This window comes from Rhizobium sp. AP16 (assembly GCF_000281735.1).
Lineage (GTDB): Bacteria > Pseudomonadota > Alphaproteobacteria > Rhizobiales > Rhizobiaceae > Rhizobium > Rhizobium rhizogenes.
On sequence record NZ_AJVM01000012.1, the window covers coordinates 36713 to 62814 of the forward strand.

The following is a 26102-nucleotide window of genomic DNA, read 5'->3' on the forward strand; positions in this document are numbered from 1 at the left end:
TGATTTCCTTTATATTTCCGAATAGTACTTGATATATTTTACTCTATGCTGCTAGTCTATGCTTCAAATCAATATCGAACCATTGTTATAAGCAATTCGATATTGGAAATCATATCTTGCTTGGAAAAATCGACTGAATTTCGGTGCACGCCGAGGGGGTGTTTAGTGCTACGGCGAAGCCTCGACGATTTCTATCAGCATGCCGACGAAATCGAGCTGATTTCTACCGACGTGTTCGACACGCTACTGTTGCGCCGTGGAAAGTCGCAGCGCTCCCGGATCGCTGCGGGTGAGACGCGTTTTGCGCATCTCCTGAGAGATCGAGGTCTGTCCATCGGCAAGAACGAACTTGTCAGGGCTCGTCTCCTTGCTCAGAAGTTTGCCTACCGCGCGCTCAATGCAGGTGATGGTGCGGGCGAAGTGCGGTTAGCCGATATTATCCGCAGCCAGCTGGCGTTGCTTGGTTTACCGGAAAGCCTGACAGAGGAGCGTCTCGCCATCGAACTGGCCGTTGAAAAGACGGCTCTCTCAGCAAACGCAGCACTCGCCACCTTACTGAGGCGATATCGACAGGCTGGCACCCGAATTGTCGCGGTGAGTGACACCGGACTTTCAACCGACCACCTTGCCGAATTGATCAACCATTTCCACGGTCCGGGGCTGATCGACAAGATCTATTCGAGCGCCGATGCCCAGGCGAGCAAGCGCTATGGCGGGCTATTTTCCGTCGTGCTTGAAACTGAGGCCGTTTCCCCGTCTCAGGTTCTGCATATTGGTGACGATGTGGTGGCCGACGTCCGGGTGCCCGACGCAATGGGGATCAAGACCGTTCACCTTCCAAGGAGCCGTTTTGATCGCTATGCTTCGCGCGCGGACGGCGCAGCCACCGAAGCGGTCAGACAGATCCGCCAGCGCCTGGCGCATCACGGCCAGGATATTCCCGCGCCACACGACAAGGTCTCCTTCGGCCGGGAGGTTTTCGGACCGATCGTCGCGGAGTTCTGTCTGTTCATCTGGCTATATGCCACGCAGGCAAAAGCTGATGGCGACACCGCGCTGTTGTTCTGCGCCAGGGGCGGCATCGGCATCAGGGAGGCTTTCGAGCGGGTTTTGCAGGCGCTCGGCCTGCCGCTTGACCTCAAGCGCGACAATATTCTGGTTTCAAGGCTTGTCGCCGCGCGTTCGGCGGTCATGACCAGGAGCCCGGCAGTCTTGGACGAACTCGGTCGCGAGTTCCAGCGGGGAAGCTTCGCGGACGTCGCCCGCGCCTTGGGTGGACAAAGCTACGAACTGCCGGAGCCCTGGCAACAGACTTTCGATCCAAAGCGATTTTTCGCGCTGCTCGATAGCAGTGTCGGCCAAGCGGTGCTGGACGATATTCGCAAGCAAAACGACCTGTTCATTCGCCATCTCGATCAGATTTCGAGTCAGGCGAAACGCATCGTTCTTTGCGATACGGGCCTCTACGGCAGCACCCAACGGCTGCTGGCCGCCGGCCTTCCCGATCGCCGGTTCGAGACCATCCAGTTTGCGCGCTGCAATTACAAGGGACTGAGCGAGGACCATTTTCCGATGGTCGCGGGCCTCGTCGTCGAGCAGAATCTGTACAATCCGTTCAAGGTGGAAACCGTGATCCTGCGCTATTGGCAGATCATCGAGAGCCTGTTCGAGCCTGCCTTGCCATCCGTTCGGCAGTTCAGCGAGGATGCCGGCGGCGCTGTCATCGCCAATTCCGGCGATATCCGATACGGTAAGCTGGAACCGGCGGCGGGAAATCCGCTTCTGTCCGGAGCCCTGCAATATATCGATCGGATCAGTAGCGGCGCGCAGGTCCTGCGTGACGCCGACTGTGCCTGGTTGCGCCTGAAGCAAGCCATCACTAATCCGAGCCGGATCGACATCATGGCCCTCGGCGTCGGCGCCCGCTCGGTCGACTTCGGCCGTTCCGATGTGGTGCATGTGCTCAATCGCCCGCAAAATACGGATCTTGCCAAGAAGCTGATGTCGGTCAAATCGCATCTGTGGCGCGAGGGTGCCATTGCGCGCGACTTCCCTCTGCTCAAACCGCCGCTGCTTGCCGCGCTTGAAATGGCGCATGTGCTGCGAGGGGTTTCGGCCCGCCTATATCGTTGAATTTTATGCCAAGGACATGTCCATGACTATTGTAACGCGTCTTAAGCATGGTTCCGTCGAAGCACAACCAGAAGAGCTTCCGCCCACCATGGAACGGCATGGAGCCAATGTCGGTTTACCATGGCGATGGGCGAGGTCTTAGAGGTTCAGGATGCTCGCGTTCAAAGCCTTCAAAGGAGCCGGCTGGCTCATCGTGTCACGCTTCCTCGGGCGCATCATCGACTTCTTCACGCTTCTGTTCCTCGCTCGCATCCTGACGCCGGCCGATTTCGGCCTGGCGGCGCTGGCCATGTCGCTTGTGGTCGTCGTCGATACCGTCCTCGAGGTGCCGGTCACGCAGGCGCTGGTCCGGCTGAACGTCATCAACAAGAGCCATCTGGACACCGGCTTCACGCTGAGCGTCATGAGGAGCGCATTGATCGCGCTCATCGTCATGACCGCCGCCTGGCCCTTTTCGATGTTCAATCACAACCCTCAACTGATCCCCCTGATTGCCATGCTGGCATTAGGCCCGATCGTGAAAGGGTTCTATAGTCCGGCGATGGTGCATTTCGCCCGAAATATGGGCTTCCAGCAGACCTTCATGATGGAGTTTTGCGGCAAGCTGTGCGCCTTCGTCGTCTCCATCATCGTCGTTTTTTCCGGAGGGGCTTATTGGGCCATCGCGGCCAACTTCGTCACCAATTCGATAGCGGCCGTGGCGATGTCCTATGTGCTTGCCCCATATCGGCCGGCGCTCTCGCTGGCGCGGCTATCAGATTTCGCCGGCTTCGTCGGCTGGTTCAGTTCCGCGCAACTGGTCTCGGCGCTGAACTGGCAATTCGATCGCTTTCTGATCGGCGCCGGCACCGACAGCACCACGCTCGGCCGCTATGCCGTGGCGAGCGACGTGTCTGTGGTTCCGACGCAAAGCCTGATCGGGCCGGCACTGCAGCCGGTGATGGCCGCTTTCTCGCAGATCAACTCGGATCCTCAGCGAATGAGACTGGCCTTTCTCAAGGCCGCTCGCTTCGCGATGCTGATTTCAGTACCCGCCTGCGTCGGGATATCGCTGACATCGGACCTTGTCACCGATCTCCTGCTCGGAGAAAAATGGAAGGATGCGGCTCCTCTGCTGAGCATGCTTTCACTGGCGGTGATACCGATCCCCTATTTTCAGACCCTGTATTCGGCCAGCCTCGCTCTCGACCGTCCTCATATTCTCTTCAGGCTGAATGCCATCGATCTCTGCTTCAGGATAGTTCTGATCTCGATCGGCTTCTATTTCTTTTCGACCGGCGGCGTCAGCGTCGCGAGGGTTCTCCTCTCGGCTATCATGTTCGCATTCTACCTGAACGACGCCCGGAGGCTGCTGGGGCTTGGTATCGGGGCGCAGCTGAAAAACATATGGAAGATCGGCCTTGCCGCGATCGTCATGGTCGTGTGGGTTCTCATGCTACGAGACGAGCTGGCGGGACGGTCCTGGAATCATGTCCTGGAGCTTGCCCTCGTCGTGGCGACGGGTGCCGCGGCCTATGTCGGGACGCTCTTTGCCCTCGGCGTGCGACTGATCGCCGGACGTGGACGGCTCGAACTGGCTGACCGTCGTCGGTGATCGCCTACCCGATCCGAGCTCGGGCTCATGGCCGTTATAGCAGCGACTGAATCATCCCGAGGGTCGAGCGCTTGCCTCCATTCAGCCGATAGGCAAGTCCACCGCGCGCCCGTCGGTTTGGGAGCACCATGGTCAACAACCAGAATGCCGCGACGGTCGCCTTGGTCTTCATGGGATAGGCTTCCCGCCAAAGCTGGCGAAGCAATTCAAGCAGACGTCGGATCGGTGGGCGCCGCCCTTCGGCTATCGCCAGATAGAAGCTGCGCTCGAGATAAAAATAGGCCCGCTCGGGCTGAACCAGCTCATCTGCCCGACCATACTGCGCCAGAATTCGGCGCAGGTGGCTCATCCGCTGGACAAAGCGGTTCAGTTCGCCGCGCAACGAAGCCGGGTCGACGGCACGCCCCAGCCCGGAAATGTTACGGCCGTGGACACGGTAGCGTCCCAGTTCATCAGACAGGCTCACGACATCGCCCATGAACGGCGCAGCAAACAGGATCACTCCATCCACAGCGCGGTCGTAAGTCATGTCCCGAAGGTGTTCGCACAGGTCGCGCCTGAACACGTTTCCGGATGTCGGTGGGGTGGTGTAGACGCCTGTGCGCAGCACGAGATCGGCAAGCGCTTCGCGCTCGCGGAACTCTTTCAGAGGTGTCGCGGCACTGGTAACCTCTCCCCGATCATTGATCCGGGTCAGCGAGAATTGAAGTTTGGCGACGTCGCTGTCCAGCCTCGAAATGATCGTTGCGAGCGAACCTGGAGCCAGCTCATCGTCCGCATCAAGAAACAGAACGAACGGCGCCTGTGTTCGCTCCAATCCGTAAAGGCCCGCCGCACGCTGCCCACCATTTTCAATGCGATAGGCGGTCACGCCCTCGCTCTGGATGATGTCCCAGGAGGAATCCGTCGAGCCGTCGTCGATCACGACAAGCTCGCAATCGTCCCGCCCCTGTGAAAGGACGCTGCGGATCGCAGTCGCCACATAGGTTTCATAATTCCAGCAGGTGATGATGACGGCGATTTTCGGAGATTCCATCCTTGTCATGCCTTTGCCCGGTTGATCACAGTACCAATCACATTGGCGCCGGAGCGTCGCAATTGCTGTAAAGTATCGTTGACTTGTTCTGTGGTCGTCCGTCCGGCGCTGGCGACGATCAGGACGGCGTCAGCGTGAATTGCCAGTGCCTGCGCATCCGTCGAGCCGCCGACTGACGGCAAGCCGAGAAGCACGTCACCCCTGGCACGGGCTGCTTCGACGATCCGCGCGACACGCCGGTCGCGGAAATCGACATAGAGATTTGTCAAGGCGTTTTCGGAATGTATGGGGAGCACGGCAATGCCGTCACCGTCTCCGCGTCCGTTCCCGAAGATCACCTGTTCCGGCCGCATGTCGGCAACGAGCGCATCGGCCAGCGACGTTGTCGGCAAAGCGTCGGGACCATCGTCGCTGAGGTCGATCTGCCCCATTTCCGCATTGAAGAGCGTCGTATACCGACCGCTCCGGCTGATGAATTGCGCCAGGCTCAAGCAAAGCGTCGACACTCCGGTGCCCGTCTCCCAGCCCGCGACCGCGATCACGATGCCTCGCTCGTTGCGAATTGCGGAGCAGGCGATCTCAATCGATGTCCTGAGATCGCGGATCGCCACGGCATAAGCACTGCCAGGCAGGTTGACGATCACGGAGCTTCTTCTGTTATGCGAGCCTCGCCTGAGGTCAACCCGGCTTGCCGCGTCCGGCAAGGTTCCGAGACATGGTATCCCCGTATCCCGCATCAGGTCCTTGGCGTTTCGAACCTTCCGATCGAGCGCAAGATTGAGCGCAATCATGGAGAAGCCGGCAAGCAGGCCGAGAACGCCTCCAAGCGCAGTGATCAACGATGGGCGCGGTGCCGATGGGCTTAGCGGCGGCAGCGCTGCGCCGATAATCCGCGCATCGCCGTCCGGCGTCGGAATGGCCGGCAGCTTGCCCTGCTTCATGGCATCCGTCGCGGCATCGACCTGCGAGGCCAAGGCATCGAGGCGCCATTGAAGCACCTCCGTCCCGGCCTGGGCCATTTCCGCCTTGAAAGAGACCGCTTGCAGGATATAGCCGGACACGGCCGCATTGGCGACACGCGCGGCAAGCACCGGGTCGGACGATGAGTAGCTGATTTCCATGACATAGGACTGGCCAACCCGGCGGACATCGAGGCGCCTCGCGAAGCTCTGAAATGCTGCCTGACGCGCATTAGTGGCGGGTGGCTCGATATTATTTGTCGCAACCGCCCCGTCAGATCGGGCTGTTTTGCCGGTTTCCGATGTTACGGCGCCGGTCCCTGTCCCCGGCTCGCTGAAGATACGACGTACATTGCTGACGACAAGATCGAGCATCCGGGGCGGCTGCGGGCCGAGCTCCGCGCTGGCCTCCAGATTCAAACTGTCGAAAACCGCCGAGAGCAGGCGCTCCGAACGGATAATCTGGAGCTCGCTATCGGCCCTGTTCAGGTCGAGATTCTGCGCGCCACTCCCGTCCTGACCCGAGGCCAAGGTCGGGCGGCGCGGTTCAAGCAACAGGGTTGCTGTCGCCGTATAGATCCGCGGCAGGGAATGGGCATGGAATGCCGCCAGGCCGATCCCGACGGCCGTGCATAGGATAAGTTTGGTTTTGTGCTGCAGGGCAAGCGCGCACATCGATCGCAGGAGGGCGACCGGTCCTTCATTGGGGTTGTCCGCAGGAGTGTCGTCTAACCGCCAAAGCCGGGACGAGCGTTCCAAAAGAGACGGATTGTTCTGCGTCATCTGGTCGTCACCTCCGACTTAAGTTGCCCCGTGCTATTCTTCGTCGTCAGCCTTGCCGCACGCTCGGGTTCCAGGCGGCCGCGAAGAAGATCGGCGATTGCAATCAGATTGCCTCTGGCCCGTCCGCGCCTGTCGACGAAGGGTTCGGGCCATGCCGCGCGCGTGAAGTTCATGGCCATGTTGCAAAAGATGTGGTTGGCGACTTTCGCGCCGGTCATCGTACCTTTTCGCAGCATGTAGATGGGATTGACGATCTGCGAATAGCCGAAGCGTTCGCCACTTATTCGACCGTTCTTGACTCCCATGTGCACGCCGAAGGCTTCTGCGCATTTGACGAAACGACCGCCGCGCTTGGAAAGCGCCGCGGCAAAATCGCGATCCTCCAGCCAGCCGTAGAGTACCAGACGTTCGTCGAAACGGGTCTCTCCGATGGCTTGGGCCCGAAATGCCATATTGCAGCCATAGGGACTGTAGGGCTCGATCCAGCTCCAGTCGCTTGGCGGAGCGGCCTCCACAAGACGCAGCGCCTCTTCGAAACCGATGCCCGGGCCGTTGACGCCATCGGCAAGCACCCGTCCGGTAAAGCCGACGATCTGGCTGTCGTCGCGAAACGATCTAGCGGCCGCGGCAAGCCAATTCCTGTCCGCAATGAAGTCGTCGTCGAAGAAGGCGACGATCTCGGTCTCTTCCGGCAGGCTTAGAAGCGCCGTATTGCGCTGCGTGGTCAGGCCCGGCAAACCGGTTACCACCGTCACCTCCGAGTGTCCGACCAGATCGCCCGCGTCCGCAAGATCAATGCACGAAACGATCACGGCCTCGGGCTTCAGCGTTTGCGTGGCAAGCAGGTGGCGGACCGTGGCGCTCACGACGCCAGGGCGTCCGCGCGTGGCGATGACGACGGCCGCGCGTGGAACGCTCGCAGTGACCGGCTTGTAGGTCTTCGGATGTGCTGCGGGCCGCTCAAGCAGTTCCATATAGCCCGCAGCCGTCTGCGACCAGGAAAAATGCCGCACCTGCTCATATCCCCTTTCGACGAGTTCACTGCGCAACGCCGGCGTCTCCTTGAGCGCGCGGATATGCCGGATCCAGGCGGCGGGATCGGAGGGTGAGGCGAGCAAAGCGGCATCACCGCAGACTTCCGGCATGCTCGCGGTGTAGGAAGCGATGACTGGGCAACCGCGTGCCATGGCCTCGACGATTGGAAGACCGAAACCTTCCGTCAGCGACGGAAAGGTGAGGCAGAGCGCCCTTTCGAGCAGATAAGCCAGATCGTGGTCCGACACGCGGCCGATCAGATGAACGTTGGATCGCTGTTTGAGTGCGCCGGGAACAAAGATCTCGGCACCTCCACCGGCGATCACGATATCCACGCCGATCTCGTCAAGCCCGGGAGCCGCATCGACAAGCAGCGCGAGGTTCTTGTGACGCGCCCTGGAACCCAGAGCCAGAATGAACCGGCGATCGCTCTGCCCGAAGGTTTCGGCAATGAAGCCCGGCGCCATTTGTGCGAGCGCCGGATCCCAGCTCAAGGCATGCTCATGGCCGTTTGGAAGCACGGCGATGTCCTCGATCCGGATTGGCAGATGCCGGGCGATCTGGCGTGCGGCGGCATGGGAAACCGTGGCGATCCGCGCGGATCGCCGCACGAGAAGCGGCTGCAGCGTCTGATAAACCATCCGGAAGGTGCGATTATAGCTCTCGGGAGCCGAAAATACGTTGGCATCATGGATGCAGACGATCTGATCGGCTTTGGAGGCCGGCGCGGTGTTGCAAAGGTTGAGGAGCCGACCAGGCCATTGTGCAGGCAAGGTGATCTGCTCCCAGGGATGCCCCGAAAGAGGTCCCGACTGGATCAGCGGCATATGACTGAAACCCGGGTTCGGCGTCCCGGATGGAGCGATGATCGCCGCTTGCGCATCGGCCGCAGCGAGCGCCTCATCCAGTGCGCGCACGACATTCGACGCATAACGTTGCACGCCCGTTGCGTTCTGCGTGAGGAAGCGGCCATTGACCGCAAAAAGGGCGGCAGCACTCATATGGTTGCTCCTATGGGGCGGCTGGCGCGCACGACCTGTGTACCGCGCTCCGGTTGGGCCGAGGCCATGGCGGCCAACATGCAGAAGAACAGGCCCTGGTCGATGACCGGGCTCACCAGCATGTCGCCGACTAGCAACCCCAAGCAGCCGTTGCGCGCTGCAAGGCGCGCGTCAGCCATGAAACTTCCCTGGACTCCACGCTTTTTGATCAATGCATCGAATGCGAAAGCCAAATAGAAGATCGTTCCGGGAATGCCGACATTCGCAAGCAGCGCCAGCAGGAAGCTGGACGTACGGGCCGTTCCGAGGCCGACCCCCAGCCCCAGACTGTCGAATACGTTCTGGATCGCGGCCATGTTCCAGGAGTTGCGTTCAATTCCGGAATTGGACGCGGATTTGCCGAGGGCCACGATGTCAATGTAATTGTAGATCAGCTTCGACATGTCCGGATCGATCGCGACCAAGAGGGCAACCGCCAATGACACCAACGGCACAAAGACGATCGCGACCGTGGCGGTGCGGCTGGTATTCTTCCGTCCACTGACCGACAAGGCAGTTGCAAAAAGGATCAGCAACATGACCGGCGCGCCGACGAGCCCGGTCGACGACGTCGACATTACAACCAACACCAGAGATATGGCGGCGATCGGACCGCTAATATAGGGCCGGCGACCGCAAAGCCAGAGCGTTCCGGTAAAGGCAAAGACGCCGAGCGTCGAGCGGGCAAAGGAGGATGCCTCGGTAAACGACCCGACGATGCGCTTCACACCGGCAATCTGGTCATCGGTATGAAGCGTGTATTGGGCATTCCGCATGAACGCGAGGATACCTTGCGAGCCTGTCGAATAAGTACCGATGTCGAGCAGTGCGAAGACAGTGTTGGCGACGCTATAGGCAAGCAGTCCGGCGAGAACGGCTTGGAAGCCACGATAGGTTGATGCGACCGCAACCGTCATTGCGAAGCAGATGAGGTTGCCAATCATGTAGACGCTTTGCGTGAAGTTGCTCGATACCGGCACCAGCGGTACGGTGGAACGCGTATCACCGAAGACCGTGGTTCCGAGCGGCACGATCTGCGTCACGCCCGTCAGGAGCCGCGGCGCGAAATAGGCGCTCATCACGCCATAGACAACCAGAAGCGCAAACCAAAATCCGGGTTCACCGAGACGCAGCGCATGAACGAATGCCCCCGCCGCCCGCTCGCGCGTGATGACGCCAAGCACGAGAAAGCCGAGAAGGACATGGCCCGGCTGGATGTTCGCCGAACCGATGAACATCGCTGCCGCCGATCCGAGTACAGCCGTTACCGCCAGTGTCACGACCGTCGCCCCGTTGCCGAGAAACAGGCAAAGCAGCCCGCCTAAGATGGCGACAATGCCGATCGGCTCGATACTCATGCTATCGCCTCCCCGCACTCTCGCCACGGTGGGGAACGGAAAGGCTCGCCGGGATGGATGTTCCGACCTATCATGCGTTGAGCTGCGGTATTCGTTCCGGGCAGCGGCATGGAGGTCTACTCTGCCAAAACGAGAAGCGAATAGCCGCCAAGCAGCCGCACGGCCAAATCCGGATTGATGGAAAAGAGCAGCTTCCGCGGCAGTCGCATCAACGCGCTGGTGAATGCCTGATTAGGCAGCTCCAGACGACTTGCCGTGTATTTATAGTCAATGACCGAGTATCCGCAGTCCTTGAGCGTGGCAATTGCCGTATCCTTGAAGAAGTAATGCAGATGTCCGACATTGGCGCGAAGCTTCGTAATCGGCCATGCACGCAGCACCGACTGTACTGAAAGATCGAGTGGAATGTGGAAGATCTTATAGCGGCCGCAGGGTCGCAGGTCTTTGATGAAAGAAATATAGTCTTCTACATGCTCTATTACATCTGCAATGACGACCACGTCATGGTGGCTGTCTTTTTCTTCGACGATGTTCGCTAGATGAAAGGAAACGTTGCTTTTCTCTTTCGTCTTGGCGCGCTGATAGGCATGGGGAGAAATCTCGTAGCCCGCAAACTGGGCCTTTGGAAAACTGCGGGACAAATTAAGAAGAATCTCGCCCGTGCCGCAGCCGACCTCGCAAAGAGTTTCGAAGCGCAGTCCGTTTTTTCTAATGATCTCCTCGATCTGGCGCGCCTTCCAAGGAGAATCCTCCTCGTGCCAGGTGGGGTTCAATTCAGCATATTGGTCGGAAACATAAATATCCTGCAAAACTGACTATCCTTATACTGAGATACTAAGTTCAGTTCTGGCAGGCCGTCACGGAAAGCAGCAACGCGGCCGCGAAAAGCCGCCGGTCACTTCCGCTCGTCAACGGCGTACCGTCTTAAGTCCCTACTGGATTATCCCGGCGTCGCGCATGAAACAGGCGCAACCGCTCAATAGCTGCCTCGTGAGGACAGGACCGCTGGAATAGTCCTGACCATAATCACCATATCGCCCCACAAACTCCGCTCGGCCACATAGCGAGCGTCAAGTTCGACACGCGCATTGTAGCTGGTGTCGCTGCGCCCGCTGACCTGCCAGAGACCGGTCAGGCCGGGGCGCACCTTCATGTAGTCGGCAAAATAGGCGCCATAGAGCTCAGCCTCGCTCGGAACAATCGGACGTGGGCCGACAAGGCTCATTTCCCCCCGAAGCACATTCAGGAGTTGAGGGACCTCATCGACGCTGTTCTTGCGCAAAAGCTTACCGAATGGCGTGACGCGAGGGTCATCCCTGAGCTTCCGCGTTGCATTCCATTCAGCCCTCGCAGCAGGATGAGCGTCGAGATGCTGCGCAAGCACCTCCTCGCTGTTTGTGACCATCGTTCTGAACTTGAGGCAAGAGAACAACACGCCATTCTTGCCGACACGTCGATGGGACAGGAAGATCGGCCGGCCCTGCGTTACCAGAAGGATTGCCGCTACCATCAGGATCAGCGGCAATAGTACGATCAGAGCGATCCCGGCCAAAATACCGTCTATACAATACTTGGCGGAATTCGACGCGACACGAGAGGTCGAGTTCCTGGAAGTCGCCAAACCCACCGATACACCGGCCCGTCGTCGCATTCGCAGACTATCCAGTGCGTCTAATTCGCTTCTCAGATCAATTTCCCTCATCTGCTTGCTCCATACTCGAAAGATATAAAGAAATACCGCCTGATATGCTCAGACATCGCCGATTTCGGAATGTAGAGTTACGTTAACAAATAATAAATAAATTGACAATGTCTTTATTGCGACGCAATATGTGTGTATCAAACGCCAACAACTGTCTTAATACAGGAAGAAAGTTGGTGTTATTAAGTCTAATTTTTAGATTTTCAGTTTTATATATTTGAATTTATTCATATTCAATTGGAACTTAAGTTCGTATCATTGTTCTGTACTTGATTTGGGGGACCCTAACGATGGCGGGCACGACTGGGCGGCCTACGGCGCCGTTGGTTCTGACTGAGGAAGAGCGGGCTTATTTGAAGCAGCAGGCGCGCCACGAAGAGGCGGCCGGTCGGTCAATGTCCGAGCGGTGCCAGATCATTCTGCGCTGCGCCGACGGCATAGCCAGCAAGGCGGTGGCCGCGGAACTGAATGTCCATGAAAACACCGTCGGCAAGTGGCGGCGGCGCTTCCTGCGAAATCGCATCGAGGGGCTCTTCGACGCCGACCGTTCAGGCCGTCCGCGCACGATCGACGACGATCAGATTGCAGCTGTCATCGAACGCACCCTGAAGTCGAAACCCGAGGATGGGAGCCAGTGGTCAATCCGTTCCATGGCGGCAGCAACAGGCTTTTCACACACGACGATCCGGCGGATCTGGGCCTCGTTCGGGCTTCAACCACATCATTCGCAAACATCTGAGCCGTCGAGCGTTCCACCGTTGATCGATAAGGTCTGCGATGTCGTCGGGCTCCATCTGGCACCACCCAACCGTGTGCTGGCGCTCAGTGTCGATAAGAAGAGCCATGGACGAGCACATAATCATGGGCAATCCGGCCCATCAATGATGCCGAACCAGGCTGAGCGGCACATGCATTCCCATGCTCAACCAGGCGTGCCCCCCTTGCTTGCTGCGCTTGACCTCATCTCCGGCTTCGTGATCGGCAACTACGACAAGCGGCACAGGGCGACAGAACTTCTCGATTTTCTCAGGCAGATCGATGCCAGCGTCCCCTTCGATCTCGATGTCCACATTGTCATGGATAACCATGCGACCCACAAAATTGCGGCTGTCCGATCCTGGCTCGCCCGCCATCCTCGCTATCATGTCCACTTCACCCCAACATCGGCTTCCTGGCTCAATCAAGTGGAGAGCTGGTTTGCCGAACTAAGCCGCAGGCAATTGCAGCGTGACGTCCGCACCTCAACCAACGAACTGGAAGCCAATATCCGCGCATTCGTCGAAAGCCACGCTGAAAGCTTCAAACCTTACAGTTGGACGAAGTCAGCCGATGAGACCCGTTCCTCGGTGAAAAGCTTTCGATTGAAGACAGCTCAATCGCAATACCGCCAACTTTAAATTGATACAGACAGACGAATAATACACAAATCCCCCAAGAGATCTGCGCGTAAACTTTGAATTTATTATTTTGTTTCCGGAGTACTTCATGCGCGTTGCAATCATACATTATTGGCTGGTTGGAATGCGTGGAGGAGAAAAAGTTCTGGAGGCCCTTTGCAGAATGTATCCATGCGCCGACATTTTCACGCATGTCTATGATGCATCAGTCGTTTCCGACGTCATCAAGCGGCACAGGATCCATACGACGTTCATCGACCGGCTTCCCGGCGCAAAGAAGCTCTACAAGAAATATCTGCCTCTAATGCCGATGGCCTTGGAGCAGATGGATCTCAATGAATACGATCTCGTCATCAGCAGCGAGTCCGGACCTGCCAAGGGTATAATACCAAGTCCGGCGGCGTTACATGTTTGTTACTGTCATTCGCCAATGCGATACATATGGAACATGTATAATAGATACTACGACAGTTCGGGCCTGATGACCCGGCTGATGATGCCGCCGCTCGCCCATTACTTGAGAACTTGGGACGTTGCCACGGCCAATCGAGTGGATCATTTTGCAGCAAATTCGGCGACGGTTGCTCAGCGGATCAAGAGTTACTACCGACGGGACTCCGAGATCATCCATCCCCCGGTGGATACCACTGCCTTTCACCCGATCCCCTCGTCTGAGGTCGGCGACCACTATCTGATGGTAGGCGAACTGGTGAGCTACAAGCGGCCCGATCTTGCGGTGGAGGCCTTCAATCTCATGAAAGCGAAGCTCGTCGTCATCGGCGGCGGGGAAATGCTCGACCGTATGCGCAGAATTGCTGGGCCTACCGTGACGATCATGGGTCCTCAGCCATTTGATGTCCTGAAAGAGCAGTATTCGCGCTGCAAGGCGCTTATCTTTCCTGGCGAGGAGGATTTTGGGATCGTGCCGGTGGAAGCCATGGCGAGCGGACGGCCCGTCATCGCATATGGCCGCGGCGGCGCAACCGAAACGGTGGTGGCGGACAAGACGGGCGTGTTCTTCGACATACAGACAACCGAAGCCATAATCGATGCTGTCGAGCGCCTGGAACGGATGGATTTAAATCCGGCCGATGCCGTTGCCCGCGCCGCCGAGTTCAGGACGGACGTCTTCATCCAGAAATTCAAGTCTTTCGTCGGCAAATCAATCGGTGAGCGCGCTAATGTCGGTCATTTGTAGAGGGTCGCGGCTCGCGCCGGACAGGAGTGGAACGTCATGCGATCAGATGTTGCTTTAACCCATCGGCAAACGAGCCGCGCGCCGGTCATCGCCCGTGTCAGGCCTCGCCGCCTTTCGGCTTGCCGGCTCTCCTTTCTGGCTGCGATCGCCCTGTTCGAAATACTGGGCATTTCCAGTGCCTGGGCAGATGATTATGTTCTCGGACCCCAGGACAAGCTGAAGATCCGGGTGTTCGAATGGCGACCGATGGCCGGGACAACGGTCGAATGGGCTCCGCTCACCGGGGAATTCGTCATCTCGACGGCGGGCAATCTGTCGATGCCCATCATCGGGACAGTGCCGGCCGCCGGCATGACCCTGGAGCAAGTCTCGGACTCCATCGGCGAGCGCCTGAAAACGCAAGTCGGTATGCAGAAGCGCCCCAACGCATCTGTCGAGGTCGCTGAATATCGTCCGTTCTTCCTCACCGGGCTGGTGACCCGGCCGGGAAAATATAGCTATAGCCCCGGCCTCACCGTCGTTCAGGCCCTGAGCATGGCGGGGGGGACCTTCGGGTTGATCGACCCAAATCTCGTCGGCCTGCAGCGCGACGCTCTGGTCGCTCGCGGCGACCTCAGGACCCTGGAGGCGGAGCGCCTCAGCCTTCTTGCCCGGCAGGCACGTCTGGATGCCGTCACACAGGACCAACCCTCGATCGTCTTTCCACCGGAGTTGACGACGCGAGCGGATGACGCGACCGTCGATCGCATGATGCGGGAAGAGCAGGATCTCTTCGACACACGCCAGCGGTCGATGAGCACCGAGATCGACGCCCTCAATCAGACCAAGCTGCTTGCAACCAACCAGATAGAGGCACTGAATTCCAAGGCCGTCTCGCTTGCCAAGCAGATCGAGCTTGCCAACAAGGATGTGGGGACGGTCAGCAAACTGATTTCCCAGGGGCTGACCGTGTCATCCCGGGAGCTCGGGGCCAACCAGAACCTGGCGCAACTTCAAAGCCAGAACCTCGACGTCGCGCTCGCCAACCTGAAAGCCCGGCAGGACATTGCAAAGGCAGACGGCGACATTGCCGATGCCAGCAACCGCTACCGTGTCCAGGCATTGACCGAAGCGACAGAGGTGCGCGACCGCCTCGCCTCCAACAAGGAGAAGACGATAACGACGCGGGGGCTGCTAGAGAATATTCAGGCTCGCGCGCCGGCGGCGGCGGCAAATATGGCCGCGGACGACACCCAGCGCACGCTTGTCACGACCATCGACCGCATCGTCAACGGCGCGTTGCGGACCATCGTCGTCGGCGATAATGATCTGGTCTCCCCGGGTGATGTCATTCGCGTGGAAGACCAAAAGACGGCGCCTTCCGAGCAGGCCACGAACAACAGCGTGAAGCCCGCCATTTCCCCCTGAACGCTGATTTTCTCGCTTGAAGATTGCACATATGCGGCAGCGGCCTGAGAGCAAAAAATCCATGCCGTCACGGCAACTCACGTCTATCGTGTGATCCGGCCAACACTCAGTTCGCCTCATGATAGCGAAGCATGCTTCAGGCTGTATTGTTATTGCAAGGAAGTCCAGTAACTTCCCCGAATTACTAGGCTTGGCAATGATTTCGGCTTGTTCTGCGAGCGGAGATAATTGATACTGCTAGCAATACCAATCTCGATTCTGGATTGGATGCTCGGAGTTGAACGTTTGATGGCATGGGGCCTCGTTCTTTCATTTGCGGTCGGTGCTTTGTGCGCTCTAAGAGTGCCGATCCTTCACTTCACCATTTTAGTATTGGCTATCATGGTGGGCTACGCGGTCATGAATATCGGCACGGCAAGTTCGGCGATCGAGGTTTTTTCATGGACTGCGCTTTTGGCGGTGATCCTTGAAGCCGGTTACGTTTTCCCGCACCTGCTGTTTTACGTCGTCTATGTGAAATTGCTCGGGCGTGATCGTCGGAGGTCTTCTGGTATAGGATCCGGTTTTTTTAACTATAGCCCGTTTCGCGGACACCAGGACAAGATGTTGTCATCGGCACCGGAACGTGTGAATGCCGAGACGAAATCCAGGCCGCGAATTCAAGATTGAAACCGTGAGCGTGCTCAGCCAATGAGAACAGCGCACCACCTGATATGAAATACACAATATCACGACCTATCGCGGATCGCCGCGACGGAGATTGTTGGCAATCCGCTTATTGCGTTATCACGTCCCCCTCCAATGCAAAGATTAAGCGCACCGGCCTAAGAGATATATCATTGTCCTACGGCATCCGGCGACCTGAACGCGGCGGTCCTGCCATTGCTGACAGAGGACGATCCGAGGACCGCCCTCTCCCTAAATGGGCCTATAGCTATTTGGCTACATGCCAAACCTTGCCAACGCCATCGCCGGTCGTGTCGCCGGACTTTTTATCGCCGGCAAAGGTGTAGAGTGGCTTGCCACCATAGGCCCACATTTGCTGACCAGCCGCATCCTTGACCAGAGACCACTCACCTTCTGCCTTGGCCTTGTCGGCCGCGCGAAAGGCGGGCCACTTCCTGAGGCAATTCTCATCGCAGTTTGATTTTCCCGGGGCATCCTTATCGAAGGTGTAGAGAGTCATGCCCTTTTCATTGGCCATGACCTTGCCCATTTTGGTGTCGACCATCTTGACGGGTTCGGCCGCCAGAGCCGGCAATGTTGTCGCGGCCAAGAGGCCGATCGCGATCAGCAGCGTTTTCATGTTTTCCTCCCATTCGGGAGTGCCGGCGAAATGCCGGTAGTGCCCGATATAGCCATATGGAAACGTCCGGTCGCGACCGTAGTTCCATTGAACGGCTGGGCAATCGACACGACGGAAATGCCGCACTATCGGTAAAGGGATGATGTTGCTTGCAGGGTCGGGGCCGTCACGAGTACGGGCACGGGATTCTTCTCACGGCCTTATCGATCCGTGTTATTGTCCGCTAACGTGCATATCAGCAGGCGCTGTCTTGACCGACGACGTCCATACCGGGGAAGGCTTTCGCACCGCGAGCCTCCGGCCCCCTTGGGGACATCAATCCATGACAATCGCGAGTGAGGAAATGTCCGCCTACCGTTGGTGCCCGCTCGAGCTGGCGCCGGAAAATGACTTCGTGGGATTTTCGGGTGACAGGATGATCGGCAGGGTTTTCCTCGAGCCGCGTCCGCGCTTCAACGGTCTCTGGCATTGGTCGAGCACGACCGGATCCGATCCCGGTCTCGAAGTCCTGCGCCAAGGCTATGCCGCATCGGCGCAATTGGCCATCGAAGCAGTTCAAGCCTCATACGAAAATGCAATATGCATCGGCCTGGCTTCTGCGCGAGACGACAGGGTCGACGAAAACCCTTTGGATCATAGCGGGATCATCTCAACGCCGTAATGCTTCACCGTCGTGTTCAATTTCGATCATCTGCCTTGCGCGCACATTCAGGGTTTCACGACCTCGGCAAGTTCACTTTGTGTAAGTCTTATCTCAGTCTCTCCCGGCGTTTCGTCCGGATGTGAAAACTCCATACCCTCCGTTTCAGGCATATCGAGTGCTTGCGTCGTGTTCATGATTCCGACCGCGACGCGCCTACCGCGCTTCTTGACGGTTGCTTCGACCATTCTCTTCTTGGACATCTGTTTATAGCTCCTTTGGCTAAATCTTAGTTATGCGCGATTACCCGTCCGCTGCACGCTTTCCAGGAGGGCTGGCAAAGATGCCTTCTTGGCGCGCTGCTCCAATCACGGATTGGCGCCGCCTTCGTTGTCCCACCGTGACAGTGATCCGGCACTGGGCGACCTGCCGTCATGAGGGCGCGCATCGAAATCAGCCCTTAGGGCCTCACTGGCGATCAACCCGGTGTCAGAGATCTCCATCACCCCGCGGTCCAGATCACGACGGTCTCTATCGATTTCTATGACCGTATAGAGTTTTTCGTTTCGGAAAGCGCTTGCTCCCATCGCCGCAATGCTCTCGCCTGGCATGGGTGGGACTTTCATGAAGTTGCCTTCAAAGGCAGCCGCCACCACACGCGCATCGCCTGTTGTCCGCGCCGCGACCAACATCTTGCCGCGCCAGGGTGCAATATCCCAATTGGGATCGTTGAAGGCTGCGATAGGCATAAGTTCGTAGACGCCGAGCATCTCGCCGCGTCCGACAAACGTCGATGACTCTCTAGCTGCGTCGCGCAATTGAGCCTGGCTTTCCACCGATTTCCCGACAGCGTTGCTACCGGTTCCTTTGAACGGTTCGTTTCCGCCCATCACGACGTTGTTCGACATTCGCATATTCCTTGTGCAGCATCGCCAATGGTTGCGATATCCAAGGAAACGAGTAGGTGGGTCGGATAGTTCCGCCGGGTCCAAAGCATGCGCTGGCGCAGCAGGTTCCTCGTGCATTGAGTAGGGCGTTGGCCGGAACGATACGTTCTCATGACGGCTGCAATGGCAAGTTTCGGCGGCCTTTTGGCGGGGCAATGTAGCACCCTCCATCTTCATCAATTAAAGGGCGAAATTTTAGATATTTTAAATTGTTATTCTTGAAGAAACGTATGTGATCGTGGTAGATTATACTTAATTTATTATTATCACACGAATATATAGTAACTTATGGCAATGAAATCCATTTAGACGACAGAATAATTACGGCTGTATCTATGAAGATGCTACTCGCCATCTGTGCGCGGAGAAGCGAAACTGATCGGGCGCCAACATGAGCAACATTGTCACGAGTAGAAAACCTTATAATGCATCGGCCAGTGGATCGGGGTGCCATCCCGTGGACACCTACGTTGGGCAGCAGATTCGCCTTGCGCGCAAGCAGCAGCGAATGTCCCAAGAGGCCCTCGCGAAATGCCTTGGAGTGACATTTCAACAAGTCCAGAAATACGAAATAGGCGCCAATCGCGTCAGTGCATCGAAGCTGTTCGAGATAGCGACGGCCCTGCAAAGGCCCGTTTCCTATTTCTTTGAAGGCTTTGCCAATGCGGCGGAAAGGGATCCGACGGACGTGGAAAGAGAAAGCGTCACGGTCATCCAGTATACCGCTGAGGGCCGGCGTCTGGCGAAGGCCTTCGTCGCGGCGATGCCAGACGTTCGCAAGGCGGTCGTAGGCCTGCTGGAATCGATGAAGTAGCGCTGGATCATTGAGCGTGTGCGAACTGCAAGAGGTGCTCTGCGAACACTATCTGGATAGCGGTTTGCATGCCGAGCGACCTCCTATGTCAACAAGCCGGCGGCTGCCTGCCGATCCTTGACCAATCGTGCCGGCAGGCTGACAGTGACCGACAATCCGCCAAGATCCGAACGAGTGAGGACGAGCTTGCCGTCGTAGGCTTCCACCAGATCCTTGGCGATCGCGAGACCAAAGCCGGTGCCCGTGATGCTTTCGTCAAGGCGCCTGCCGCGCCGAATGAACGCCTCTTTCACACCCTCCGGCAGACCGGGACCATCGTCATCGATGATCAACTCGACACCACCATGCTCTTCCAGCACGGACAGGCGAACCCTCACCTTCCCCCTCGCCCATTTCCGGGCATTGTCGATCAAGTTGCCGGTAATATCGGCAAAATCCGTTTCGTCTATCGCCAGCCACACCTCCGGCTGCTCGGAGAGTTCGAACTCGATCTCCCTGTCGACCGTCAGGCGTTGCATGACGGAAATGATCTTCTTCAGATCGGCGCTTGCATTCAGGACACCAACCGTATGAGCCGCCGCCAAGCTTGCCCGGGTTTGCGCCAGCGTGCGCTTGATCTGTGCTTCCATCCGGCCAATCTCGTTGCGGATCGCGGTCGCTCGCGCCGGCATACCCTCTTCCGCAAGCATGCGCGCCGTCGCTTCAAGCGCCGCCAGCGGGGTCTTGAGACCGTGCGCCAGGTCGCCGGCACGAGCTCGCGCTTGCGCCAATTGTGTCTCGCGAGACGTCAGCAGGCCATTGAGATCGTCGACGAGAGGCTGGACTTCGTGCGGGAACTGGCCGGTTATCTGCCGCGCGGATCGGTCCTGTACCGCCATCAACGCGATGCGCAGATCATGCAGCGGCCGCAATCCATACCGCAGAAACGCCACGACCGCGCCGATCAAGGCGACCGACAGCACCCCGAGAGAAGGCGCCATGGCATAGAAGAAGCGCCAGCGCGCCGGCGCAAGCTCACCGTTGTCGAGCGCCATCACGATATCGACCGTCTGATCGCCGGTTGCCGACGTAATCGAAACCGACCTTTCGACGGCCAGGAGCTGACTGCCGTTAGGCCCCGACATATCCGTAGCGCGACCCGCTTCTCGCGGGCGAGAGCGAACCCAGGGCAGATCCTGTTCCCACAGCGATTGAGAGCGCAGCTCCACTGTGCCGTTGCGGCCGACCTGCCAATAGAAGCCGCCATTGGGCACGCCAAAGCGCGGATCCGTTGGCATCTCGTCGAGAACCAACTGGTTGGAGGCGTTTATGTCGACCGCCGCCAGCAGGACTCGCAATTCCTCGTCAATTTCGGAAAGCGCCAGAGCCCGCACGGCCAACCCGGAAATGGCATTGATGCCGATGCCGGCAAGAAAGGTCGCCACGACGATCGCCACCGCCGAACCCAGCAACAACCGTCCTCGAAGCGAGAATGGCGTCATGCCGATGGCACCTCGCTCGGGATGAGATAGCCCTGGCCGCGGCGGGTCTCGATCACCGTTCCATCGAATTTGCGCCGAAGGCGTGCGACGACGACTTCAAGCGCGTTCGACAGAAGCTCCGTCTCCTCGTCATAGATGCTGTCAGCAATCTGCGAGCGGGAGAGTACGGTGCCGGCATTGTGCAGGAGATAGGCGAGCAGACGGTATTCGAGCGCGGTGACCTGAACCGGCTGGCCGCGAAACGAAACCGTGCGCTGGCGGGTATCGAGTTCCAATACGCCGTTGGAAAGGATGGGCGATGACTGCCCTGCCGCCCGGCGCATCAGGGCACGCACGCGCGCCAGAAGCTCTTCCATGCGAAAAGGCTTGGTAAGGTAATCGTCCGCCCCGGCATCCATGCCGTCCACCTTGTCGCGCCAGCCGTCACGGGCGGTCAATATGATCACCGGCATACCGCGCCGTCCGGCGCGCCAGCGCCGCAACACCGTCAAGCCGTCGAGTTTCGGAAGGCCTAGATCGAGGATGACCAGGTCAAAATGTTCGACATCGCCGCGATACCACGCCTCCTCGCCGTCGGTGACGGTCGAGACGATATAGTGCTGGTCTTCCAGACAACGGCGCATGTCGGATACGATGGTGGGCTCATCCTCCGCGATCAGGATACGCATCGTCAGCGTCTCTCAATCACGGCGAGCGTCGAGCCATCCAGCACGATGTCGCCACGTTTTCCATCGGCTCTCAGCACGCGCACCGCATAAGCCTGATGCCCCGCGCGGCGTATCCGTTTGATGCGCAGCACCCGGCCCGGCATTTCGCGGGCGACGACGGCGTATATATCGCGCAACGGCCGCAGGGCCTCCGCAGTTTCCACAGAGACATTGTTGTGCGGATTGGCCGAGGCATTCACGCTTTCGAAGCACAGCAAAGTCACTGCCAAAAGAACAGCCAGCCAGCGGGGCCAGCCGGCTCTTTGCCCGTAGATGCACAACGCCATTCATCCTTCTTTCGACACTGCGGCAGGCAAGGCCCGCGGCAGCCCTAGCATAGCTGCGCCAACCTTACAGTTCGCTGACAGCGCCAGTAAGAGAGCTGCAAATTGAAAGGTATATAAGCATCGATGGATCGAGTCCCGATCGTGTCAACACAAGTGTCGCAGAAGTTACATGACTATCCAGATGTCGTCGATTACCTCAAATGCCAGCCTGTCCGTATTCTCCGGCAATATCCGACCTGAGTTCATTCGCGACGAGACACTGGTGGATATATTCAAGGCGACGGTCGCCCGCGCCCCGGACAAAACGGCACTTACCTTGATCGGAACCGATCAAACGATGACCTATGCCGAGCTTGACCGGCTCTCGGATCGAGCCGCCCGCGCCATCAGCTTGCACGGCATCGGCCCGGGCGACTTCGTCGGCCTGTGGTTCCAACGCTCTCTTGATCTGCATGTCGCGCTTCTCGCGATCCTCAAGGCGGGTGCTGGCTATATTCCATTCGATGCCGCCGCACCCGCGGACCGTGTGGTGACGAGCCTTGCCGATTGCGGCGCCAAATGGCTGTTGACCCATGACGGCCTGGCAGAGTTCGCGCCGGCTTTTGACGGCGAGACCCTCCTGCTTGAAACACTGCTTGGCGATGATAACACGGACATCGTGCCGCGCGCGGCAACCCACGACGATCCCGCCTACGCGATCTACACATCCGGCTCCACTGGCAAGCCAAAAGGGATCGTCATTTCGCATCGAAACATCTGCCACTATCTGAGGGCAGGCAACGATATCCTCGGGGTCAACGGATCGGACATCGTCCTTCAGCAGGCTTCGGTCGCCTTCGATCTCTCCCTGGAGGAGATATTCGTACCCTATCTGGTCGGTGCGACCTTGAAGGTGGCGACCGCGGCTGTCATGGCCGAACTGGATCGGCTCGCCGACGTGCTCGAAGCGGAAAAGATCACGGTCATCGACACGGTGCCGACGCTGCTCACCATGCTGGAGCGCGATGTCGAAAGCCTGCGCGTCATCATCGTTGGCGGCGAGGCGTGTCCGCCTGCGATCGTCAGCCGGTTTTCGCGGCCCGGCCGTCGCCTGATCAATACCTACGGTCCGACCGAGACGACAGTCGTGGCGACCTACGCCGAACTTGCCCCCTCGCGACCGATCACGATCGGCGGCCCGATCGCTAACATGACGGCCTATGTCGTCGACGAAAATCTGGCGCTCGTTACGCGTGGTGATGCCGGGGAACTGCTCATCGGTGGGCCGGGCGTCGCGGCCGGATACCGGAACCTGCCGCAGCTCACCGCCTCCAAGTTCGTCGCAAACCCCTTTGCACCTCATGGCGATCCGGTGCTCTATCGCAGCGGTGACGCCGTGCTGATGGACGAGGAAGGCCAGCTTCATTTCCTCGGGCGTATCGATGATCAGGTGAAGATACGCGGGTATCGTATCGAGCTCGGCGAAATCGAAACCGTCATCGGCGAACTTGCCGAGGTGAAGACGGCCTCGGTAGTGGTTCACCGCACACCCGACGGCGAAGACATGCTGGTTGCGCATGTCGTGGCGTCGGGCAACGCTTTCGATCGCGAAAAGGCGCGTGCTGCCTTGGCAACCAAGCTGCCGCCCTACATGGTTCCCACCGCCTGGCAGAGCCATGTGTCGCTGCCACGGCTGGCCTCCGGCAAGATCGACAGGAAAACGCTTGCCGCCATACCGCTGGCGAACGATCAGACGACCCAGACCCAGGAGCCACCCCGCAGCTGGGTCGAAGCGCAGCTCCTGAAGGCAGCGATCGAAGTGCTGCGCGTCCGCGTGGTCAACTTCGACGCCGATTTCTTCACCGAGCTCGGTGGCCATTCCATGCTGGCGGCCCGGTTTGTGTCCGAAATCCGCAAGATCAAGCCGCTCGCCGGCATCGCCCTGCGCGACGTCTATGCCGGCCGTACGCTACGGGGCATCGCAGCCATCCTGGAGGCGAGCGTCGATCACTCCTCCGAGCCGGATCACGTCGATTTCACGCCTGTTCCCTGGCGCCGGCGCTTCCTCTGCGGCCTGGCTCAGGCTGTCGTGCTGCCCTTCATCATCGCGCTTGCCACGCTGCAATGGATCGGCCTGCTGCTGGCATCCATCCTGCTCATTCAGGATGGCGTTCCGATGTGGAATGAGATGCTCATTCTCGGCGCCATCTATGTCGGTCTGAACCTTGGCGAGAAGCTGATGGTCGTCGGCCTCAAATGGCTCATCATCGGCCGCACCCGTCCCGGCGTTTACCCCCTGTGGGGTAGCTACTATTTCCGCATCTGGCTGATGCAGCGCATCGTCCAGCTCACGGCGCCCAAATTCCTCAAGGGCTCGCCGCTGATACGCCTCTATATGCGCGCGCTTGGCGCCGATGTCGGCCGCGACGTGATGATCGATGAATTCGAAGAGGGTGCAATCGATCTGGTGAGGATCGGCGCCAGGTCGAGCCTCGGCGTCAAGCTCAAGCTCGCAAACGTCGAAGTCATCGGCAACCAGATCCATGTCGGCACCATCGATATCGGCGAAGGCGTGCAGATCGGCAATGGCTGCGTGATCGGCCACAACGTCAAGATCGGCGATGGCGCTGAAATCGGTGATCTGACGGCCATTGCGGCTCACACAAATGTCAAAGCCCATACGCGCTGGGATGGTTCGCCAGCTCGCCAGACCTCGGAAGTGGAGCCCACCTCCGATCCTACTCATCCCGAACTTGGAGCCGTGGCGCGCGCGTTTCAATTCGCAAGCTATTTCGTCGCCTACAATCTGAGCCTGGTCATCGGGCTACTGCCGATCTTTCCGGCCTTCTTCCTGTTCTCCGCCGTGCAGCAAATGCTGTCGCCCGGCACTGATGAACCTCTTTCCTGGTGGATGGTCACCACGCTCGCCTGGCCAGCAGCCCTTGTGCTGATCGTCGTGTCGATGGCCGTCGTCGTCGTGCTGCGCTGGGTGCTGCTGCCCCGTGTCGTGCCCGGCCGCTATTCCATCTTCGGCAATCTCTATTTCCGCAAATGGATCGTCGGCCTGACCACCGAGGCGATGCTCGAAACCCTCAATTCGCTCTATGCCACCGTCTTCATGCGCAACTGGTATCGCCTGATGGGTGCCAAGATCGGCAAGGGCACGGAAATCTCGGCAAGTTTCGCCGGCCGCTACGACCTCATCGAGATGGGCCGCGATAATTTCATCGGCGACGAAACCGTCTTCGGCGATGAGGAGATCCGCAATGGCTGGATGCTCCTCGAGCGCCTCAAGACCGGCGACCGTTGCTTCTTCGGCAATTCCTCCGTCATCTCGCAGGGCGCGGTGATTGAGGATGATGCCCTGGTGGGCATCAAGACGAGGCTGCCCGATAGCCTGCATGTCAAGGCAGGGGAAACCTGGTGCGGCAGCCCGGCCTTCCAGTTGCCAACCCGCCAGAAGCTGCAGGCAGCAGCGGCGAGCACCTATGCGCCACCGTTGCGCATGCGCCTCGTGCGTGTGGCGTTTGAAGCCATGCACACCTCGCTGCCGACGGCCATCCTCATCGTGATGGCGATGGCAACCGCCAATCTCCTGGCGAATGCGATCGATGACGGAGCCTGGGGCAGGTTATTCTGGATGCTGATGGCAACGGGATTGGCGACGTCCGGCATCCTCTATCTGGTGGCGGTCGCATTCAAATGGACCTTGATCGGCACCTACAAGCCGATGAACAAGCCGATGTGGTCCTGGTGGGCAATGCGTACGGAGGCCGTCGCGGTCTTCTATGGCGGGCTCGCCAGCAAGGCACTGCTGGACTATCTGCGCGGCACGCCGTTCCTGCCGTGGCTTCTGCGCCCCTTCGGCACCAAGATCGGTCGCGGCACCTGGATAAACACGACCGATATCTGCGAGTTCGATTGCACGGAGATTGGCGACCATGCCGTCCTCAACATGGGCTCCTGCCCCCAGACGCATCTCTATGAAGACCGCATCATGAAGGTCGGCAGGATCAAGATCGGCGCAGGGGTGACGATCGGCTCCGGCAGTACCGTATTGCATGATGCCAGCGTCGGAGATTTCGCCGAAATCGGGCTCCTGACCTTCGTGATGAAAGGCGAGACCATTCCGGCGGGGACATCCTGGGCCGGCACGCCCGCCCAGGCGGTTCATGCCACGCAAGACGCAGTGCCTGCAAACCAAAGCGAGGCTCTGCCCTCCGCTGCGGCATGAACACGGGTCGTATCAACGCCTCTTCACCGGGGCGGCCTATAAGACGCCAACGCCGTCCTTGCCCA

Annotated in this window: 21 protein-coding genes; 9 read left to right on the forward strand and 12 right to left on the reverse strand. The window is 58.8% G+C overall.

The genetic code is table 11. The features are described 5' to 3' along the window. Nucleotides 1-165 precede the first annotated feature (165 nt). Both PMI03_RS07610 and PMI03_RS07615 read left to right on the forward strand, forming a co-directional pair. Entirely contained in the window at nt 166-2133 is a 1968-nt protein-coding gene (locus tag PMI03_RS07610) for a hypothetical protein (protein WP_007691595.1), read from the forward strand. 151 nt (nt 2134-2284) lie between these two features. After that, nucleotides 2285-3727 (forward strand): lipopolysaccharide biosynthesis protein, encoded by a 1443-nt coding sequence (locus tag PMI03_RS07615; protein ID WP_007691598.1) that lies wholly within the window; start codon nt 2285-2287, stop codon nt 3725-3727. A 34-nt stretch (nt 3728-3761) separates the two neighbouring features. Here the strand turns inward: PMI03_RS07615 and PMI03_RS07620 are convergent, their stop codons facing one another. The 6 genes from PMI03_RS07620 to PMI03_RS07645 all read right to left on the reverse strand — a co-directional run bounded on the left by PMI03_RS07620 (nt 3762) and on the right by PMI03_RS07645 (nt 11640). Beyond that, nucleotides 3762-4763 carry a glycosyltransferase gene (locus PMI03_RS07620; protein WP_007691600.1) on the reverse strand — a complete coding sequence of 334 codons (1002 nt, stop codon included), beginning with the start codon at nt 4761-4763 and terminating at the stop codon, nt 3762-3764. Nucleotides 4764-4768: 5 nt separating this feature from the next. Continuing rightward, nucleotides 4769-6505, reverse strand: a complete 1737-nt coding sequence (locus PMI03_RS07625) for an exopolysaccharide biosynthesis protein (protein WP_007691602.1) — start codon at nt 6503-6505, stop codon at nt 4769-4771. Next, nucleotides 6502-8541 (reverse strand): glycosyltransferase, encoded by a 2040-nt coding sequence (locus PMI03_RS07630; protein ID WP_007691603.1) that lies wholly within the window; start codon nt 8539-8541, stop codon nt 6502-6504. The genes PMI03_RS07625 and PMI03_RS07630 overlap by 4 nt, the downstream gene beginning before the upstream one ends. Further along, entirely contained in the window at nt 8538-9938 is a 1401-nt protein-coding gene (locus tag PMI03_RS07635) for a hypothetical protein (RefSeq protein ID WP_007691612.1), read from the reverse strand. Before PMI03_RS07635 ends, PMI03_RS07630 begins: the two co-directional genes overlap by 4 nt. Before the next feature lie 116 nt (nt 9939-10054). Continuing rightward, nucleotides 10055-10747, reverse strand: a complete 693-nt coding sequence (locus tag PMI03_RS07640; protein WP_007691614.1) for a bifunctional 2-polyprenyl-6-hydroxyphenol methylase/3-demethylubiquinol 3-O-methyltransferase UbiG — start codon at nt 10745-10747, stop codon at nt 10055-10057. Nucleotides 10748-10914: 167 nt separating this feature from the next. Continuing rightward, nucleotides 10915-11640, reverse strand: a complete 726-nt coding sequence (locus PMI03_RS07645; protein ID WP_007691616.1) for a sugar transferase — start codon at nt 11638-11640, stop codon at nt 10915-10917. A gap of 290 nt (nt 11641-11930) precedes the next feature. Between PMI03_RS07645 and PMI03_RS07650 the strand changes: the two genes are divergently transcribed. The 4 genes from PMI03_RS07650 to PMI03_RS07665 all read left to right on the forward strand — a co-directional run bounded on the left by PMI03_RS07650 (nt 11931) and on the right by PMI03_RS07665 (nt 16311). Further along, nucleotides 11931-13037 (forward strand): IS630 family transposase, encoded by a 1107-nt coding sequence (locus PMI03_RS07650; RefSeq protein ID WP_007691619.1) that lies wholly within the window; start codon nt 11931-11933, stop codon nt 13035-13037. Nucleotides 13038-13125: 88 nt separating this feature from the next. After that, entirely contained in the window at nt 13126-14235 is a 1110-nt protein-coding gene (locus PMI03_RS07655) for a glycosyltransferase (protein ID WP_007691621.1), read from the forward strand. A 36-nt stretch (nt 14236-14271) separates the two neighbouring features. Next, nucleotides 14272-15642 (forward strand): polysaccharide biosynthesis/export family protein, encoded by a 1371-nt coding sequence (locus PMI03_RS07660; protein ID WP_007691624.1) that lies wholly within the window; start codon nt 14272-14274, stop codon nt 15640-15642. Between the two features lie 288 nt (nt 15643-15930). Then, nucleotides 15931-16311 carry a hypothetical protein gene (locus tag PMI03_RS07665; RefSeq protein WP_007691626.1) on the forward strand — a complete coding sequence of 127 codons (381 nt, stop codon included), beginning with the start codon at nt 15931-15933 and terminating at the stop codon, nt 16309-16311. 265 nt (nt 16312-16576) lie between these two features. Here PMI03_RS07665 and PMI03_RS07670 read toward each other — a convergent pair whose 3' ends face one another. Further along, a complete protein-coding gene (locus PMI03_RS07670; protein ID WP_007691628.1) occupies nt 16577-16948 on the reverse strand; it encodes a hypothetical protein in 372 nt (123 codons plus the stop codon). Between the two features lie 322 nt (nt 16949-17270). Here PMI03_RS07670 and PMI03_RS07675 point away from each other — a divergent pair, with 322 nt between their 5' ends. Next, nucleotides 17271-17609: a hypothetical protein gene (locus PMI03_RS07675; protein WP_007691630.1), complete on the forward strand. Its 339-nt coding sequence runs from the start codon at nt 17271-17273 to the stop codon at nt 17607-17609. A 47-nt stretch (nt 17610-17656) separates the two neighbouring features. On the opposite strand, the gene PMI03_RS07680 is transcribed toward PMI03_RS07675, so the two are convergent. Both PMI03_RS07680 and PMI03_RS07685 read right to left on the reverse strand, forming a co-directional pair. Then, the gene (locus tag PMI03_RS07680) at nt 17657-17851 is read right to left on the reverse strand and encodes a hypothetical protein (RefSeq protein WP_007691632.1); all 195 of its coding nucleotides are present in this window, start codon (nt 17849-17851) and stop codon (nt 17657-17659) included. A gap of 105 nt (nt 17852-17956) precedes the next feature. Further along, nucleotides 17957-18496 (reverse strand): hypothetical protein, encoded by a 540-nt coding sequence (locus PMI03_RS07685; RefSeq protein WP_007691635.1) that lies wholly within the window; start codon nt 18494-18496, stop codon nt 17957-17959. Nucleotides 18497-18926: 430 nt separating this feature from the next. On the opposite strand from PMI03_RS07685, the gene PMI03_RS07690 reads away from it, so the two are divergent. Next, nucleotides 18927-19349 (forward strand): helix-turn-helix domain-containing protein, encoded by a 423-nt coding sequence (locus tag PMI03_RS07690; RefSeq protein WP_015917754.1) that lies wholly within the window; start codon nt 18927-18929, stop codon nt 19347-19349. 83 nt (nt 19350-19432) lie between these two features. Here PMI03_RS07690 and PMI03_RS07695 read toward each other — a convergent pair whose 3' ends face one another. From PMI03_RS07695 to PMI03_RS07705, 3 genes are read right to left on the reverse strand one after another with little or no spacing between them, the layout of a single operon-like run. Then, complete coding sequence (locus tag PMI03_RS07695; protein WP_007691639.1) at nt 19433-20830, reverse strand: HAMP domain-containing sensor histidine kinase; 1398 nt, start codon at nt 20828-20830, stop codon at nt 19433-19435. Beyond that, nucleotides 20827-21498 carry a response regulator transcription factor gene (locus PMI03_RS07700; protein ID WP_007691641.1) on the reverse strand — a complete coding sequence of 224 codons (672 nt, stop codon included), beginning with the start codon at nt 21496-21498 and terminating at the stop codon, nt 20827-20829. Before PMI03_RS07700 ends, PMI03_RS07695 begins: the two co-directional genes overlap by 4 nt. A 2-nt stretch (nt 21499-21500) precedes the next feature. Next, nucleotides 21501-21824 carry a PepSY domain-containing protein gene (locus PMI03_RS07705; RefSeq protein ID WP_007691643.1) on the reverse strand — a complete coding sequence of 108 codons (324 nt, stop codon included), beginning with the start codon at nt 21822-21824 and terminating at the stop codon, nt 21501-21503. Nucleotides 21825-21993: 169 nt separating this feature from the next. On the opposite strand from PMI03_RS07705, the gene PMI03_RS07710 reads away from it, so the two are divergent. Then, nucleotides 21994-26037: a Pls/PosA family non-ribosomal peptide synthetase gene (locus tag PMI03_RS07710; protein ID WP_007691645.1), complete on the forward strand. Its 4044-nt coding sequence runs from the start codon at nt 21994-21996 to the stop codon at nt 26035-26037. Nucleotides 26038-26102: the final 65 nt, after the last annotated feature.